This is a genomic window from Acidovorax sp. HMWF029 (assembly GCF_003060895.1).
Classification (GTDB): domain Bacteria; phylum Pseudomonadota; class Gammaproteobacteria; order Burkholderiales; family Burkholderiaceae_C; genus Acidovorax.
On the sequence record NZ_QAIH01000284.1, the window covers coordinates 10,817 to 27,385 of the forward strand.

Here is a 16,569-nt window from a genome sequence, read left to right on the forward strand (position 1 = left end):
GGCATGTGCCGCTTGTCCGTGCTGGCGAATGCGCAGATGCACGGATGGGCGGTGTGATGGTGCTTGGCTGCGGTGAGATGTATGCCGCAGAAATGAAAAATCCCCGGCATGCGGGGATTTTTTTTGTGTTTTCAAAGCGCTGGAAGTGCTCTGAAAGTTTACATATGGCGGAGAGGGCGGGATTCGAACCCGCGGTGGGGATTAGCCCACACACGCTTTCCAGGCGTGCGACTTAAACCGCTCATCCACCTCTCCGAAGCCCTCGATTATAGCCACAGGATTGCACCGATCTGGGCCGGTAGCGGGATTGACGGCAAAAAAAGTGCTGGCCCGTTTTCAGCCAGCCTTCTGCGACGCCTGCACCATCTTCATGGCCGAGCCGATCAGGGCCGACACCTCGGTCATGTTGCTGGGCACGATGAGCGTGGTGGTGGCGTCGGACGCTACCTGGCTGTAGGCGTCCACCGCCTTTTCTGCGACCTTGAGCTGCACGGCTTGTTCGCCGCCGGGCTGGCGGATGGCGCTGGCCACGCGTTCGATGGCCTCTGCGGTGGCCTGGGCCACGGCGCGGATGGATTCGGCCTCGCCGATGGCTTTGTTGATGACAGCCTGTTTTTCGCCTTCGGAGCGGGCGATGAAGGCTTCGCGCTCGCCGGTGGCAATGTTGATCTGTTCCTGGCGGCGGCCTTCGGAAGCGGCAATCAGGGCGCGCTTTTCACGCTCAGCGGTGATCTGGGCCTGCATGGCGTGCAGGATTTCCTTCGGCGGAGTCAGGTCCTTGATTTCGTAGCGCAGCACCTTCACGCCCCAGTTCAGCGCAGCTTCGTCGATGGCCTGCACGACCTGGGCGTTGATGATGTCGCGCTCCTCGAAGGTCTTGTCCAGCTCCAGCTTGCCGATGACCGAGCGCAGCGAGGTCTGGGCCAGTTGCGTGACGGCCATGATGTAGTTGCTGGAGCCGTAGCTGGCGCGCATGGGGTCGGTGACCTGGAAGTACAGAATGCCGTCCACCTGAAGTTGGGTGTTGTCGCGTGTGATACAGATCTGGCTGGGCACGTCGAGCGGGATTTCCTTGAGGCTGTGTTTGTAGGCGACCTTGTCCACAAATGGGATCAGAAAGTTCAGCCCCGGAGTGAGCGTGCCGGCATATTTTCCCAGCCGTTCCTTGACCCAGGCGTTTTGTTGGGGCACGACCTTGACCGAGCGGGCGATGAAGATCACGGCAATGATCAGGATGACGATGGCTATTTCCATGAGAGGCCTTTCTTGGGTGATCGACAGAGGATCAGGGCTGCTTACAGCGGGTCTACCAGCAGGCGGTTACCCACCAGTTCTGCGACACGGTGCATGCCGGTAGAGGGCGTGACGCCAGCTCGGTGAATGGCGGTCCACTGAGCGCCCCGGTATTTCACGGTGGTGGTGCCGTCGGGGTTCCAGCTTTCGATGTGAATGGTCTCGCCCACATCCATGTTCACGCTGCGGTCTGCACGTGCAGATGGGTCGCCGGGGCGCCTTTTTCTTATCTGGTGGCAGGCCACCACAGCGCCTCCGCCCACAATGGCCGCCGACACCACCTGCAGCGCAGGGGGCAGGCCCATGTGGGCGGCCAATGCTGCAGCCACCAGCCCCAGCGCCACCATGAGCAGATAAAACGTCCCGGTAAGCAGCTCCGCCACGACCACGGCCCCCGCTGCCAGCCACCAGATGGTGGATGCCTCCATGCTGAACCTCCTTGGGTCGGTTGTGTTTAGTGCACCACATTCTGGGTCAAAAGGGTGGCAGTTCAAAGGCGCGTCAACGTTATTCCTTACACTTCGCGCCTATTTCGTTTTTTGGCCGGGCAGGGCACGTTTGCACGGAGGCTGCGTATGAAGTTTCGCTTTCCCATCATCATCATCGATGAAGACTATCGTTCCGAGAACACTTCGGGTCTGGGTATCCGCGCCTTGGCGCAGGCCATCGAGGCCGAGGGGTTTGAGGTTGTCGGGGTCACCAGCTATGGGGATTTGTCCCAATTCGCGCAGCAGCAAAGCCGCGCCAGCGCGTTCATCTTGTCCATCGATGATGAAGAGTTCACCGTGGGCGAGGGGCTGGACCCCATTGTTCTGAGCCTGCGCAACTTCATCGGCGAGGTGCGTCGCAAGAACGCAGATGTGCCCATCTACGTGCACGGCGAGACCAAGACCAGCCGCCACCTGCCCAACGACATCCTGCGCGAGCTGCACGGCTTCATCCACATGTTCGAGGACACCCCCGAATTTGTGGCGCGCCACATCATCCGCGAGGCCAAGAGTTACCTGGAGAGCGTGCAGCCGCCGTTCTTCAAGGCGCTGCTCGACTACGCCGAAGACGGCTCGTACAGCTGGCACTGCCCAGGTCATTCGGGCGGCGTGGCGTTTTTGAAGAGCCCTGTGGGCCAGATGTACCACCAGTTCTATGGCGAAAACATGCTGCGCGCCGACGTGTGCAACGCGGTGGAAGAGCTGGGCCAGCTGCTGGACCACAACGGCGCCATCGGCGAATCGGAGCGCAACGCCGCACGTATCTTCAATGCCGACCACTGCTTCTTTGTGACCAACGGCACGTCCACCTCGAACAAGATGGTGTGGCACCACACCGTGGCCCCGGGCGATGTGGTGGTGGTGGACCGCAACTGCCACAAGTCCATCCTGCACAGCATCATCATGACCGGGGCCATCCCCGTGTTCATGAAGCCCACGCGCAACCACTTCGGCATCATCGGGCCCATCCCGCAAAGCGAGTTCGAGCCTGCGGCCATCCAGGCCAAGATCAAGGCCAACCCGCTGCTCAAGGGCGTGGATGCGAAAAAGGTCAAGCCGCGCGTGCTCACGCTCACACAGAGCACCTACGACGGCGTGCTCTACAACACTGAGACCATCAAGGGCATGCTCGATGGTTACGTGGACAACCTGCACTTTGACGAGGCCTGGCTGCCGCACGCGGCCTTCCACCCGTTCTACGGCAGCTACCACGCCATGGGCAAAAAGCGCACGCGCCCCAAGTATTCGGTGACGTATGCCACGCAGTCCATCCACAAGCTGCTGGCCGGCATCAGCCAGGCATCGCATGTGCTGGTGCAGGACTCGCAAACGGCCAAGCTGGACCGTCACCTCTTCAACGAGGCCTACCTGATGCACACGTCCACGTCGCCGCAGTACAGCATCATCGCCAGCTGCGACGTGGCCGCCGCCATGATGGAGCCGCCCGGTGGCACCGCACTGGTGGAAGAAAGCCTGCTTGAGGCCCTGGACTTCCGTCGCGCCATGCGCCAGGTGGAGGAAGACTTCGGCAAGAACGACTGGTGGTTCAAGGTGTGGGGCCCGGACAAGTTGGTCGACGAAGGCCTGGGCCGCGCCGAGGACTGGATCATCCGCAGCGACGGCAAGGGCAAGAAGAACGGCAGCAAGTGGCACGGCTTTGGCCAGCTGGCCGACGGCTTCAACATGCTGGACCCGATCAAGTCCACCATCGTCACGCCCGGCCTGAACCTCGACGGCAAGTTCGACAAGACCGGCATTCCCGCCAGCATCGTGACCAAGTACCTGGCCGAGCACGGCGTGGTGGTCGAAAAGACGGGCCTGTACAGCTTCTTCATCATGTTCACGATCGGCATCACCAAGGGCCGCTGGAACACGCTGCTCACGGCGCTGCAGCAGTTCAAGGACGACTACGAGAAGAACCAGCCCATGTGGCGCATCCTTCCGGAGTTCTGCCAGCAGCACAAGCGCTACGAGCGCATGGGCCTCAAGGACCTGTGCCAGCACGTGCACGAGATGTACGCCAAGTACGACATCGCGCGCCTGACGACCGAGATGTACCTGTCGGATCTGACGCCCGCCATGAAGCCCTCGGACGCCTACGCGCACATTGCGCACCGCACGACCGAGCGCGTGGAGATCGACCACCTGGAAGGCCGCATCACCGTGGGCCTGGTCACGCCGTACCCACCAGGCATTCCGCTGCTCATCCCCGGCGAAGTGTTCAACAAGAAGATCGTGGACTACCTCAAGTTCGCGCGCGAGTTCGCCAAGTTGTGCCCGGGCTTCGAAACCGATATCCACGGCCTGGTGGAGGTAGAGGATGAGAGCGGCCAGGTGCGTTACTACGCTGACTGCGTCGCCAAAAAATCCTGATCCCCATCCCTGGCCTCGCAACGCGCGGGGCCGGGGGAGCGTGAAATTGTGAGTAAAAAAGGCTGCCTCCGCGCGTCCATCAAGCGCTGGCAGCTATTTTTTTGATAGTGAATTCAGCGTGTTGCTGTTGCGGGGGGCGTGGTAACAGGCCTGTCCAGCCGCACCCGCACAAAACTCGCGAAACGCGGCAGGCCACCGTCGTGTGTGCCGCGAAAGCGGTAAGTCACCCAGCTGCCGATGGGCGGCGGATCGGCGCGGTCGGCGTCCGTCAGGCCTGCACCCAGCTTGAAGCGTTGGCCGGTGGGCATTTCGACCAGCAGGGCGCCCAGCCGCCCGGCGTGTTTGCCTTTGCCCGGCAGGTGGCCCACCACCAGGGCCTCGGTGTCTTCGTGCGTCTTGTGCTTGATGAGGTCGTCGCTGCGGCCTGATCGGTACAGCGAGCTGCCTTTGTGCAGCATCAGCCCCTCGCCGCCTGCGCGCACCGTGCGCTGCAGCAGAGCCTGCAACGCGGCATCGGTGGCCACGCGCTGCTGCGGCACCGCCTGTACCCAGGGCTGGTGGATCTGGGCGACCAGGGCGTTCAGCGCGGGCAGGCGTTCATCAAACGGGCCGCCTTGGGCAGGCAGGTCAAACACCATGAAGCGCATTTGTCGCCAGGCTGCATCGTCCGGCTGCTGCTGGCGTGTGGTGGACTGGGCGTGCGCAAAACGTCCGCGCCCGGCCCACAACTCACCATCCATGGGGGTGGCGGGCCAGCCTGCGGTGAACCACGCGGGCGCAGTCACCGTTTCACCGCCGCGTGTGCGCAGCGTGTGGCCGTCCCAGTAGCCACGCACGCCGTCGTACTTTTCGCTCACCCAGTAGTCAGCCAGCGGCATGCCGGGGCGGTACACATTGGCCAGCAGCAGGGCGGGGGCATCGGCTGCATGCACCGCCATGGCGGCGGGCAGCAGACCCAACACCGCCAGGCCAAGGCAATGCCTGCGTGTTGGTTTGCTATTGAAAATGTAGCTGCTTGCGCTTGATGGATGCGCGGTGACAGCCATTTTCTTTTAGTTTTTCGATGTAATCTGAGGAGTGGCGGGCTCAGACCTGGTCAGCCGACAGGCCCGCCGTCTGGCTGAAGCCGCCGTCCACATAGGTGATCTCGGCCGTCATGCCGCTGGCCAGGTCCGACAGCAGGAAGGCGGCCACATTGCCCACGTCCTCAATCGTCACATTGCGGCGCAGAGGCGATGCGTCGGCCACGCGGCTGAGCAGCTTGCCAAAGTCCTTGATGCCGCTGGCGGCCAGGGTCTTGATAGGGCCCGCGCTGATGCCGTTGGCGCGGATGCTGCGGCCGTCTGCCGTGCGGCCCACGGCTTCTGCCAGGTAGCGCACCGATGCCTCCAGGCTGGCCTTGGCCAGGCCCATGGTGTTGTAGTTGGGGATGGAGCGCAGCGCGCCCAGGTAGCTCAGGGTGATCAGCGACGACTTGTCGTTGAGGTAGGGCAGGGCGGCCTTGGCCATGGCCGGGAAGCTGTAGGCGCTGATGTCGTGCGCAATGCGAAAGCCTTCGCGGCTCAGGCCGTCAAGGAAGTTGCCCGCGATCGCCTCGCGCGGGGCAAAGCCGATGCTGTGCACAAAGCCGTCGAACTTCGGCCAGGTCTGCGACAGCTCGGCAAACATGCGCTCGATCTGCTCGTCGCTGGCCACGTCGCAGTCAAAAACCAGCTTGGAGTTGAACTCGGCGGCAAAGTCGGTGATGCGGTCCTTGAAGCGCTCGCCCACATAGCTGAAAGCCAGCTCGGCGCCTTGTTCGTGGCAGGCCTTGGCGATGCCGTAGGCGATGGAGCGGTTGGACAGCACGCCGGTGATGAGCAGCTTCTTGCCGGTCAGAAAACCCATGTTTGTTCTCCTTGTGGAATTGGTGGGGCGGCGCCCCGCGTGCGCGCTGCATGTGGTTATGCGCTACTCGCTGCGGTGGCCTATGAACGTAGTGCAGAATTGTCGCATGTGCCTTGTTGCAGTCTGTTCTCGCTGGGTCCGCGCGCTGTTGTGTGCTTTGTGTGGCATGGTTTTCGGCTCGACTGCCTGGGCTGCACATGCCTATGCACAGTTTGGTGATGTGAAGTACCCGCCGGGCTTTACACATTTTGACTATGTCAACCCGAACGCTCCGAAGGGCGGAGAGATCCGTCTGGTCCCGCCCATTGCGGTCACCAATTTCGATAAATTCAATCCGTTCACGCTGAAAGGAACCCCGCCCGCAGGGATGCTGGAGCTGGTTTTTGAGTCACTGTTGGCTGGTAACCTGGAGGAGCCGTCTACGGGTTATGGATTGCTCGCAGAAGACGTGGAGGTGTCTGCGGATGGTTTGTCGGCGACCTTCCGACTTCGCAAAGAAGCTCGATTCAGCGATGGGTCCGCGGTGGTGGCCGCCGATGTGGTGCATTCGTTCAACACGCTGATGAGCAAGCAGGCGTCGCCCCAGTTCCGGACCATTTTTGCGGATATCAAGGCGGCCCGGGTGCTGGGCGAGCGTCTGGTCCAGTTCGAATTCGCAAGTGCAAACCGAGAGCTACCGCTGCTGGCTGGAAGCGTCCCGGTCTTCAGCCGGAAATGGGGGGCAGGGAAACCATTTGATGAAGTTATCACGGACTTGCCGATTGCATCCGGGCCCTACCGGCCTTCCAGTGCGCAATTGGGGCGTGATATCACGTATGTGCGCGACACGAGTTACTGGGGGGCAGCCTTGCCGGTGCGCAAGGGGCTGTATAACTTTGATCGCATCACCTACAAACTCTACCTTGATGACACCAGCCGGTTTGAAGGGCTCAAAGCTGGTGAATATGACTTGAAGCGGGAGTTTGTTTCGAAAAACTGGGCGCGCCAATACAAAGGCAAGGCGTTCGATTCTGGAGCGGTCAAGAAGCAGGTTTTTGAGCATCGTAATCCTGGTGATTTCCAGGGCTACACGTTCAACTTGCGCAACCCCAAGTTCAAGGATGTTCGAGTTCGCAAGGCCATTGCAATGACGATGGACTTTGAATGGCTCAATCGTCAGATGTTTTACGGCTTGTACAAGCGGGTGGAGGGGTACTTCCCAAACAGTGACTTCCATGCTTCCGGGTTGCCTGGGCCTGCAGAAATGGCTCTGCTTGAGCCACTGCGCGACAAGCTGAGCCCCGATGTTTTTGGTCCGGCGTTGCGGTCACCCAGCACGCTACCGCCGTCCAGCTTGCGGGACAACCTGCGGCAGGCGAAACAGTTGCTGGCTGAGGCTGGATGGGTCTATCGCGATGGCGCCCTGAGAAACGCCCAGGGTGAGGCGTTTGAGATCGAGTACCTGAATGCTCAGCCGTCGTCGGTGCGTCTGGTCAGCCCCATGCAGATTGCTCTGAAGAAGCTGGGGATCAACCTGAAGATACGCAACGTGGATGGAGCCCTTTATCAGCAGCGGATGGATGAATTCGAATTCGAGCTGGGCAGCCTGCGCATTCCAGGGCGAACCTCGCCTGGCAGCGATCTGTTTGAATACTTTGGCTCCAAGGCCGCTGCCACGCCAGGGTCTGCGAATATGTGGGGCATCGCCGATCCGGCGGTGGACAGCCTGATTCGCTCGGTGCTCTCTGCAAAGACCAAAGCGGATATGTCTGCCGCCATGCGAGCGCTGGATCGGGTGCTATCGCACGGCTACTACTCCATTGCGCAGTGGTACAGCGACGAGTTTTTTGTTGGCTATCGGCCCGCCGGTTTTGTGCTGCCACCGACGATTCCGCCGTATTACCAGCCAGATTCCTGGGCTGCCGCCACGTGGTGGGCGTCGCCGACCAACCGCTAGGCGCAAGTTGCATGCTCAGCTACATACTCAAACGCATACTGTTGATGGTGCCCACGCTGCTGGGGGTGCTGCTGCTGACTTTTGTCGTCATTCAGTTCGTGCCGGGCGGTCCGGTCGAGCAACTGGTTTCCCAATTGCAGGGGCGCTCTTCTGGCGGAGAGGGGGCTGCTCCCAGCGCTGGCGCTGGAGGGGACTATCGCGGTCGGCAAGGGTTGAGTCCAAAGCAGATCCAGGAGATCAAGGAGCTCTATGGCTTTGACAAGCCCGCGCATGAGCGTTTCTTGAAGATGCTTTCTTCGTTTGCTCGGTTTGACCTGGGGCAGAGTTTTTACCAGCGAAAGGCGGTGTGGGATCTCGTTCGAGAAAAACTCCCCGTCTCCATCAGCCTAGGCCTGTGGACATTTTTCATCAGCTACCTGGTGGCCGTGCCGCTGGGCGTTGCCAAGGCGGTGCGCGCCGGGTCACGCTTCGATCTGGTGACCACGCTGCTCATTCTGGTGGGCTATGCCATCCCGGGCTTTGTGCTCGGCGTGGCGCTCCTGGTGATCTTCGGCGGGCAGCTGCAATGGTTTCCGCTGCGCGGGCTCACCTCGGCCAACTGGGAGCAGCTGTCCTGGGGGGCGCGCATCGTGGACTACCTGTGGCACATCACGCTGCCCGTCACGGCCATGGTGCTGGGCAGTTTTGCCGTCACGGCCATGCTGACCAAAAACGCGTTCCTCGAAGAGATCCGCAAGCAATATGTGCTCACGGCCCGCGCCAAGGGCCTCTCCGAGCGGCAGGTGCTGTGGAAGCATGTGTTCCGCAACGCGCTCATTCCCATCGTCACCGGTTTTCCGGCGGCGTTCATCGGCGCGTTCTTTGCAGGCTCGCTGCTGATCGAAACCTTGTTCTCGCTCGACGGCCTGGGCCTGCTCAGCTACGAGAGCGTGATTCGCCGCGACTACCCTGTGGTGCTGGGCACGCTGTATTTGTTCACGCTGATCGGGCTGGTGACCAAGCTGGTGAGCGACCTCTGCTATGTGTGGGTGGACCCGCGCGTGAAATTTGACTAGCCCGAACGCACCGATGGCCCCGATGAGTCCTGCTGCTGCCCCGATTTCACTCTCCCCCTCCCGCCGGGCCTGGCTGCGCTTCAAGCGCAACCGGCTGGGGTACTGGAGCCTGCTCATTTTTTGCGCCCTGGTGTTGCTCAGTCTGGGGGCCGAACTGGTCAGCAACGACAAGCCACTTGTTGTGCGCTACGAGGGGCAGACTTACTTCCCCATGCTCAAGGATTACCCCGAGAAGACCTTTGGGGGCGATTTTGAGACCCCCACCGATTACCTCGACCCCTTCATCAAGGAGCGGCTGAGCACCGGCAGCAACTGGGCGCTGTACACCTTGAACCCCTATGGCCCCAACACGCTCAACTACTTTGCCAAGGCGCCCAACCCGTCGGCCCCTACGCCCGACAACTGGCTGGGCACGGACGACCGGGGGCGCGACCTGCTGGCGCAACTGCTCTATGGCTTTCGGGTGAGTGTGTTGTTTGGCTTGGCGCTCACCGTCACCGGCGTGCTGCTGGGGGTGATCACAGGGGCCGTCCAAGGCTTCTTTGGTGGCAAGACCGACCTGGTGTTTCAGCGCTTCATCGAAATCTGGGGCTCCATGCCCGAGCTGTATCTGCTCATCATCTTCAGTGCGGTGTTTGCGCCCAGCGTGGCGCTGCTGCTCATTTTGCTGAGCCTGTTTGGCTGGATGGGACTGTCTGACTATGTGCGCGCCGAGTTCCTGCGCAATCGCCAACTGGACTATGTGAAGGCTGCACGTGCCCTCGGGGTGGGCAACATGCAGATCATCTGGCGCCACATCTTGCCCAACAGCCTCACGCCCGTGGTCACGTTTTTGCCGTTCCGCATGAGTGCGGCCATCCTGGCGCTCACCTCGCTCGACTTTCTGGGCCTGGGTGTGCCGCCGGGCACGCCCAGCTTGGGCGAGTTGTTGAGCCAGGGGAAGAACAGCATTGATGCGTGGTGGATTTCGCTGTCCACCTTTGGGGTGCTTGTTACGACCTTGTTGCTGTTAACTTTCATGGGCGATGCCCTGCGCGATGCGCTCGACCCACGGAAGGCCGACCTGTGACCGCACCAGTCCATCCCCCATTGCTGCAGGTGCAGGACCTGCACGTCCGCTTTGGCACCAAAGAGGTGGTGCGGGGCGTGAGCTTTGATATCCAGGCCGGCGAAAAGCTCGCCCTGGTCGGCGAGTCCGGCTCGGGCAAGACCATCACCGCGCTCAGCCTGCTGCGCCTGGCGGGCGATGCTGCCATCACTGGTCAGGCCCATCTGCAAGGGCGGGGTGACCTGCTGGCACTGACAGAGCGCGAGATGCGCGGCGTGCGTGGCGACGACATCGCCATGGTGTTCCAGGAGCCGATGACGGCCCTCAACCCGCTGATGACGATTGGCGCACAGATTGCAGAGATCTTGCAACTCAAGCGCGGCCTGACCGGCGCCCAGTGTGCGCAGGCGGCCATTGATCTGCTGGCCCAGACCGGCATTCCCGAGCCAGCGCGCCGCGCGGGCAGCTTTCCGCACCAGCTCAGCGGTGGCCAGCGCCAGCGCGCCATGATCGCCATGGCACTGGCCAGTGCGCCCAAGCTGCTTCTGGCCGACGAGCCCACCACAGCGCTGGATGTGAGCCTGCGCGGGCAGATCCTGGATCTGCTGAGTGATCTGCAGCGCCAGACCGGCATGGCCGTGCTGCTGATCACGCACGACCTGAACCTGGTGCGCCGCTTTGCCGACCGTGTCGCCGTGATGGAGCAGGGCGTGCTGGTGGAACAAGGCCCCGTGGCCGATGTGTTTGGTGCGCCTGAGCAGGCCTACACCCGGCGCCTGATCGCCAGCCAGCCGCGCCGCGATGTGCTCGAAGCCGACCCCCCAGCGGGCACAGCCCCGGTGGTGCACACACAGGATTTGCGCGTGGTGTACCCCACACCCCTTCCCGGCATCAAGGGCTGGTTCAAGAAGGGCGAGTTTGTGGCGGTGCAAGGCGCCACGCTGCAACTGCTGCCGGGCCAGACGCTGGGGGTGGTCGGCGAGTCCGGCTCCGGCAAGTCCACGCTGGCGCAGGCCATTCTGGGCCTGCTGCCCTCCATCGGCACGTTGCAGGTGGGGGGGCAGGCGTGGCAACAGCCCGCCACGCGCAACACACCGGCCAACCAGCAACTGCGGCGCAGGGTGCAGGTGGTGTTTCAAGACCCGTTCTCGTCGCTGTCGCCCCGGCTCACGGTGGAAGAGATTGTGGGCGAGGGCCTGAAGGTGCACGAGCCCGCACTGACCGTGGCCCAGCGGCGTGTCCGCGTCGAAGCCGTGCTGGAGGAAGTGGGCCTGTCCGAGGCGCAGTACCCGCGCCTGCTGGAGCGTTACCCGCACGAGTTCTCGGGTGGCCAGCGCCAGCGCCTGGCCGTTGCGCGCGCCCTCATCGTGCAGCCCCAGGTGCTGGTGCTGGATGAGCCCACCAGCGCCCTCGATGTGACCATCCAGCAGCAGGTGCTGGGCCTGCTGCAGCGCCTGCAAAAAGAAAAGGGCCTGAGCTACCTGCTCATCACCCACGACGTGGATGTGATCCGCGCCATGGCCCATGATGTCTTGGTGATGAAGGATGGCGCGGTGCTGGAAGCTGGTAGCGTCACCGACGTACTCGATGCGCCCCAACATCCCTACACCCAGCGGCTGGTGGCTGCGGCCACGGTGCCGTAATTAAGAGGCTGATTTTTGAGTTGAAATGGCTTCCTCCGCCTGCTGGATAAGCACTTATAGCTATTAAATATGTAGCATCTGCACTTGTGCTTGTGCTGGCCTGTATCTCACCAAACGGCGCGCCGGGCGAACGTGACTGCATCCGCAGGCCGTTGGTGCAAAGCCCAGCTTCCGTGCCCACAAAGGCCAGACCCCCAGACCCCGATCTGCACGCATCGGGGGCTGATGCCATGGTTGCCCGGGCCTATTTGGCCGCAGGTTTGGCGGCCAGTGCCGCCTGGGTCTTGTTGTACACCTCCATCACAGTGGCGAAGTCCCGCTCGAAATGGATGGGCAAGAAGGTGTCGTTGCCTGGCAGCAACTGGCGCAGTTTGGGCGAGAAGCTGTAGCTGTAAGAGCATTTCTTCACGCGGTTTTGCAGGTCAGCCGATACGTCCTTGCCCAGGGTCCAGGTCTCCGTCATGAAGGGTGGGCTCTCCCACAGTGTGCGGATGCTGGAGCCCTTCACATCCCCCTTGAGCACCATGCGCTGGTACAGATCGCTGGCCACCGCAGCGGCGGGGTAGAAACCGTGCATCACACCCGTCACCGAGCGCTCGTGGCCGTTGGAGAACACGACCTCGTAGTTCTGGTCTGGCACCAGCCCGATGGCCGGGAACAGTGCGCGCGGCGCCAGGTTGCCGGAGTTCGAGGTAGGGGTGGAGTGCGCAATCTTCTTTCCCACCAGGTCTTGCGGCTTGGTGAAAGGGCTGTCCACGCGCGAGATCAGGATCAGTGTGTAGGAATTGCGTTTGCCGCTGGCCTTGTTGCCAGGCACACCAAACGGTGCGGGCTGGCCGGCGGCGACCAGTTGAGGCACCAGGCCAGGGTTGACCTGGGCCAGTTGTACCTTGCCGTTCTGGATGCTTTCGATCAGTTCCTTTTCGGCCAGCACGTCGATGTTGGTGCTGCGCTCCAGCGATTCGCCTTGCTGGTTCTGCAAATCGATGTTGCCGCAGCGTGCCAGGTGGTTGAAGTAGTCACCCCACAGCAACATGGTCTCGGCCTTGGCATAGGTCTTGGGCATGGCCACCACCAGCCTTTCTCGCGGACTGCCTGCGAACTGGCTGGCGGCTTGTGCAGAGGCTGTCGGCTTGGTGGGTGCGGTGCGCTCTGTCTGTGCAGCCGCTGGGCCCAGTGCGAACGCAGCGCCAGACAGCAAGGCATAAAAGCGGATTTTGAATCGCATGGTGGTGTCCTCTCAGGTGTTTTGTGCGTGTGATCGGGCTCGGCCCGCGCGCCCGGAGTATGCAGGAGCTGGATGCCCGGATTGGGCGCAGAGGCGACTCTGAACATGTGCCTTGAACACTGGACAGTTTGTAAACTCGCTGCCTCTGCGCACTGGACAAGGCGGTAAGGGACAGATGCAGCGCTGCTCCACACAATCCCCGCACTCCATCACTGCAGGCAATCAACCCTGTTTCAGCCCATGTCGCAAAACACACTGACGCTACAACTGTTCTTTGAAGATCCGATCAAGCTCAAGATCGGCCAGCTGGTCTACCAGTACCTGTGCGCGGACAACACCGAACAAGCTCAGCGTTGGGCTGACAAGTTGGGCGTGCCCAGCCTGGAGGCGCTATGGGACACGGAATGGTTTAACCAGTCCGCGTCCGCCGCGCCATCGCACCTTGTGCTGCAGTTCGACACCGGCACCAGTGGCGACCTGCCCTTGCTGCAGATCGAAACCCTGTTCAGCCATGGCCTGCGGGCTGCCGTGCTGGAGGTCTTCTACGACCAGGTCGGTGAAACCGAGCGCATGCATTTCGACCGTGGGCAGTGGGTGTCGCGCCAGGCGTTCATGGACGTGAACCCGCAGTGGCGGGCCGTGGTCGAGCCCGCGCCGCAGGGCGGCGAAGACAGTGAGGGCGAGGCTGACGACCCCTATGCCTGCTCCAAAGACCCGGCCAAACCGCTTGCCGTGGCCAAGCTGCGCCAGCAGGAAGAAAAACGCAAGCGCGAGGCTCAGGAGGCGGCCGAGGCGTTTATCGATATGGCGCGGGCCATGGGCAAGAGCGGCAAGTCACCCGTGGAGGGCCTGATCGCTGTGTTGCTTTTGCGCGCGGGGCTCAAAGGACTGGTGCAGGCGGTGGTCTTTACGGTGGTCACCGTGCTGTTGTTCAAAGGCTTCTGGCTGTGGATGGGCCTGGGGCTGGTACTGGCCGTGGTGCTGCCGCTGTACTACATCGTCACCGAACACAAGGAGCTGCGCGGGGACGACGGAGACGATGACGTCGACCAGTCAGGCGAAAACGGCCCCGCCACAGTGGTGGCACCGCAGTAAAAAACTCTTGGGAGAGCAACAACATGCTGACGCAAATTGAATGGTGGGGTGGGGTGATCTTTGTGCTGGGGGCGCTGACCTACCGCATGGTCCTGGGGGCGCTGGAAAAACCTGCGGACGGTTTTCCCTGGTACCGGCTGATGATGCACGTGTTCTTTCTGGCTCCGGCCGTGCTGCTGGCGGGCTATTTCTATCCGCTCACTCAGCCTGCTCTGCAATTCGGCTACCTGGCGCTGCTGGCCGTCTCGCTGCTGATCGTGGCTGTGATGCTGGTGCAGGAGATCACCGGCGATTCGGGAGAGGGCGAAGCACAGGGGCGCGACAAAGAGCCCCTGAAGGAGGGCGCGAAAGCCGAGGCCGAAGACAACGAAGAGCCCGGCTGGCTGATGTCGGTGGTTGGCGCCATCGTGCTGTACAGCCCGGTGCTCACGGCCTGTGGCCTCGCCAGCTACAAGGCCTGGCCCATGGTGCAGCGTTTGGTGTAACGCATCCGCCGCGCGCCGTGCGGCGTGGGATGGCTGTGGTCTGGCAAGGCTGACAATGCCAGCCCACCATCCGCAGGTTTCTCTCGGTTCTTAGTCATGGCTCGGTGTACCGGCCATCGTGAGTTCACAACCCCATGTCCACCGATTCCTTTGCCGATCTTCTGTCGGTCTACATGCGCCGCATCCGCGCCAGCGCCTCCGGAGTGGCCACCGAAATCGGCCTGAGCCGTGAGGCAGTGAACAACTGGCGCAACGGTATCTCGGCCCCCAACCCTCGCTCGCGCGACAAACTTGTGGCATGCACCCGGTATCTGCGCCTGACAGAGAGTGAGACCAACCGCCTGCTCAGTGCCGCAGGTTTTGCGCCCGAGTTTCCGCTGCAGGCAGAGGCCCCGCTACTGGCCGATGCCAGGACCACGGGCACGGCCCAGCCCTTTGCGGCGTTTCAGGACCGGCTGTTCGCCCAGCTCGCGCAGGCTGTGCCGTACCCCATCTCGCTGCTGCTGTCGCCCGCACACTGGGGGCAGCCGCCGTTTCGGCATGAACTGTTGCTGCGCGCTCGCGCGCAGTATGGCGACGGCTCGGTGCTGCACATCCAGCCGCCCTACAGCGTGAGCACCGTGCCCGCCGAATACTTCGCAGCCATCGGCCGCCAGTGCGGGCTGGGCGATGTGGCGTCGGACTACGAGTTTGAATCCGCGCTGGAGCGCCGCCTGCTGGCGGGCGAGCGCATCTTCTGCCTGGTCAGCCGCTTTGAGCAGGGCACGCCCGCGCTGCGCGAAACCCTGGCGGGTATCCTGCGCAGCCTCAGCGAAATGCACAGCGGCCGCCTGCACCTTCTGCTGTGTGGCGGCGAGGCGCTGGCCGACCTCAAATACCGCAGTGGCGACCTGTCGCTGCTCAACATCGCGCAGGTCAACCACTGGCCCGACCCGTCGCTGCACGACCTCCTGCAGCTGGCCCGCCACCGCTGGCCCGAGCACACCTGGACCGAGGCGGCGGTGGCCAATTTGCAATCACTCAGCGGCGGCCACCCTGCGCTGTTTGAAGAGGGGCTGCAGTGGCTGGTAGACCAGGGGGTTGCAAAGGGCGATGTGCCGCCCAGCGCTTTGGGCACCCACCTGGCCAGCAGTCCGCGCCTGTGGCAAACCTTTTTGCCGCTGGCCCAGGCCCCTGCCAGCCGCGCGCGCCTGTTGCAGCTGTTGCAGGCCGACGACCTGGGCCGCGCCCGGCCCTATCTGCAGGACGACGAGCTGCGCAGCCTGTTCTGGGGCAACCTCATCCACGTGCGTGGCACGGGCGATGCCGCTCGGCTGCACTGGCGCTGCGCCACTATTCGTGATGCCGGCTTCATGGTGCTGGATTCATGCTCGACCGACTAAGGCCCCTGCTGTCCAAGCCTGTGGCGCGTGCCGTGGTGATTGCGGTGGTCACGCTGTTTGTGGCCAGTGCCATGTTCACGCCCCAGCACAATCCGGCAACGCGTGGCGCGTTCCTCGCTACCGTCAATGCGGGCCCGGTGTGGGGCGAGCTGGTGCAGTGGCGGGTGGCGATGGTGATGGCGCACAACGAGCTGGGCCACTGGCCCAAAGACATTTACGCCTATGCGCCCCCGACAACGCAGCCGCAGCTACGTGTCTCGTCACCGCGCCCCTACGTGCTGCAGGCCGACATTGCCCAGCACCCTGATCTGGGCAAGCTCGCTGGCACCCAGGTGCTGGTGGAGTTGAAACCCGGCACCACCACCTGGTCCTGCCGCCCCGGCAAGCCACCCATCCCCATGGGCTACCTGCCCATCAACTGCCTGGAGGGCAGTACCGACGATTTCGAGCGTTCCGCGTCTTTGCCCGATGCCGACCCGTTTGGCTGGATGCGCTCGCTCATTGCGTGGTGCGCGGTGATCTTTGCCGTGGGTGCCGTGCTGTGGGTGGTCCGCCACCCACTCATCGGTGCGGGTCAGCTGCGCCCCGCTCGCCTGCGTCGCACGCCGCTGGCGCGCCTGCCACAGATCGACCGCTTGCTGCGCTGGCTGCGGCGG

The 16,569-nt window shown here is 62.8% G+C and carries 13 protein-coding genes, 1 tRNA gene and 1 pseudogene; 9 read left to right on the forward strand and 6 right to left on the reverse strand.

From position 1 onward, the window contains the following. Positions 1–165 precede the first annotated feature (165 nt). The 3 genes from DBR12_RS19665 to DBR12_RS19675 form a co-directional block, all read right to left on the reverse strand. Positions 166–255 (reverse strand) — tRNA-Ser (locus tag DBR12_RS19665). 81 nt (positions 256–336) lie between these two features. Next, positions 337–1,254: an SPFH domain-containing protein gene (locus DBR12_RS19670; protein WP_108618777.1), complete on the reverse strand. Its 918-nt coding sequence runs from the start codon at positions 1,252–1,254 to the stop codon at positions 337–339. Between the two features lie 41 nt (positions 1,255–1,295). Further along, positions 1,296–1,721, reverse strand: coding sequence for an NfeD family protein (locus DBR12_RS19675; RefSeq protein WP_108618778.1), 426 nt, complete (start codon positions 1,719–1,721; stop codon positions 1,296–1,298). 147 nt (positions 1,722–1,868) lie between these two features. Here DBR12_RS19675 and DBR12_RS19680 point away from each other — a divergent pair, with 147 nt between their 5' ends. Next, positions 1,869–4,154, forward strand: coding sequence for an arginine/lysine/ornithine decarboxylase (locus DBR12_RS19680; RefSeq protein WP_108618779.1), 2,286 nt, complete (start codon positions 1,869–1,871; stop codon positions 4,152–4,154). 113 nt (positions 4,155–4,267) lie between these two features. On the opposite strand, the gene DBR12_RS19685 is transcribed toward DBR12_RS19680, so the two are convergent. Further along, on the reverse strand, positions 4,268–5,116 hold the full coding sequence (locus tag DBR12_RS19685) for a DNA ligase (protein ID WP_369861687.1): 849 nt from the start codon (positions 5,114–5,116) through the stop codon (positions 4,268–4,270). A gap of 124 nt (positions 5,117–5,240) precedes the next feature. Next, positions 5,241–6,041, reverse strand: coding sequence for an enoyl-ACP reductase FabI (fabI, locus tag DBR12_RS19690; RefSeq protein ID WP_108618781.1), 801 nt, complete (start codon positions 6,039–6,041; stop codon positions 5,241–5,243). A 106-nt stretch (positions 6,042–6,147) separates the two neighbouring features. On the opposite strand from fabI, the gene DBR12_RS19695 reads away from it, so the two are divergent. Genes DBR12_RS19695 through DBR12_RS19710 form a run of 4 tightly spaced genes read left to right on the forward strand, consistent with a single transcriptional unit; the run spans position 6,148 to position 11,723 of the window. Then, complete coding sequence (locus tag DBR12_RS19695) at positions 6,148–7,977, forward strand: extracellular solute-binding protein (protein ID WP_108618790.1); 1,830 nt, start codon at positions 6,148–6,150, stop codon at positions 7,975–7,977. A gap of 11 nt (positions 7,978–7,988) precedes the next feature. Then, on the forward strand, positions 7,989–9,032 hold the full coding sequence (locus DBR12_RS19700; RefSeq protein WP_108618791.1) for a microcin C ABC transporter permease YejB: 1,044 nt from the start codon (positions 7,989–7,991) through the stop codon (positions 9,030–9,032). Positions 9,033–9,045: 13 nt separating this feature from the next. After that, complete coding sequence (locus tag DBR12_RS19705; protein ID WP_108618782.1) at positions 9,046–10,101, forward strand: ABC transporter permease; 1,056 nt, start codon at positions 9,046–9,048, stop codon at positions 10,099–10,101. After that, positions 10,098–11,723 carry an ABC transporter ATP-binding protein gene (locus DBR12_RS19710; protein ID WP_108618783.1) on the forward strand — a complete coding sequence of 542 codons (1,626 nt, stop codon included), beginning with the start codon at positions 10,098–10,100 and terminating at the stop codon, positions 11,721–11,723. Before DBR12_RS19705 ends, DBR12_RS19710 begins: the two co-directional genes overlap by 4 nt. Positions 11,724–11,967: 244 nt before the next feature. Here DBR12_RS19710 and DBR12_RS19715 read toward each other — a convergent pair whose 3' ends face one another. Further along, positions 11,968–12,951, reverse strand: a complete 984-nt coding sequence (locus DBR12_RS19715; protein ID WP_108618784.1) for a PhnD/SsuA/transferrin family substrate-binding protein — start codon at positions 12,949–12,951, stop codon at positions 11,968–11,970. A 240-nt stretch (positions 12,952–13,191) separates the two neighbouring features. Between DBR12_RS19715 and DBR12_RS19720 the strand changes: the two genes are divergently transcribed. The 4 genes and pseudogenes from DBR12_RS19720 to DBR12_RS23250 all read left to right on the forward strand — a co-directional run. After that, positions 13,192–14,046, forward strand: a complete 855-nt coding sequence (locus tag DBR12_RS19720; protein ID WP_108618785.1) for a hypothetical protein — start codon at positions 13,192–13,194, stop codon at positions 14,044–14,046. Positions 14,047–14,069: 23 nt separating this feature from the next. Continuing rightward, positions 14,070–14,531 carry a hypothetical protein gene (locus tag DBR12_RS19725; protein WP_108618786.1) on the forward strand — a complete coding sequence of 154 codons (462 nt, stop codon included), beginning with the start codon at positions 14,070–14,072 and terminating at the stop codon, positions 14,529–14,531. Between the two features lie 134 nt (positions 14,532–14,665). Further along, on the forward strand, positions 14,666–15,913 hold the full coding sequence (locus DBR12_RS19730; protein ID WP_108618787.1) for a hypothetical protein: 1,248 nt from the start codon (positions 14,666–14,668) through the stop codon (positions 15,911–15,913). Further along, positions 15,898–16,569: pseudogene (locus DBR12_RS23250) on the forward strand (ATP-binding protein); the annotation flags it as partial. The gene DBR12_RS19730 and the pseudogene DBR12_RS23250, both read left to right, overlap by 16 nt.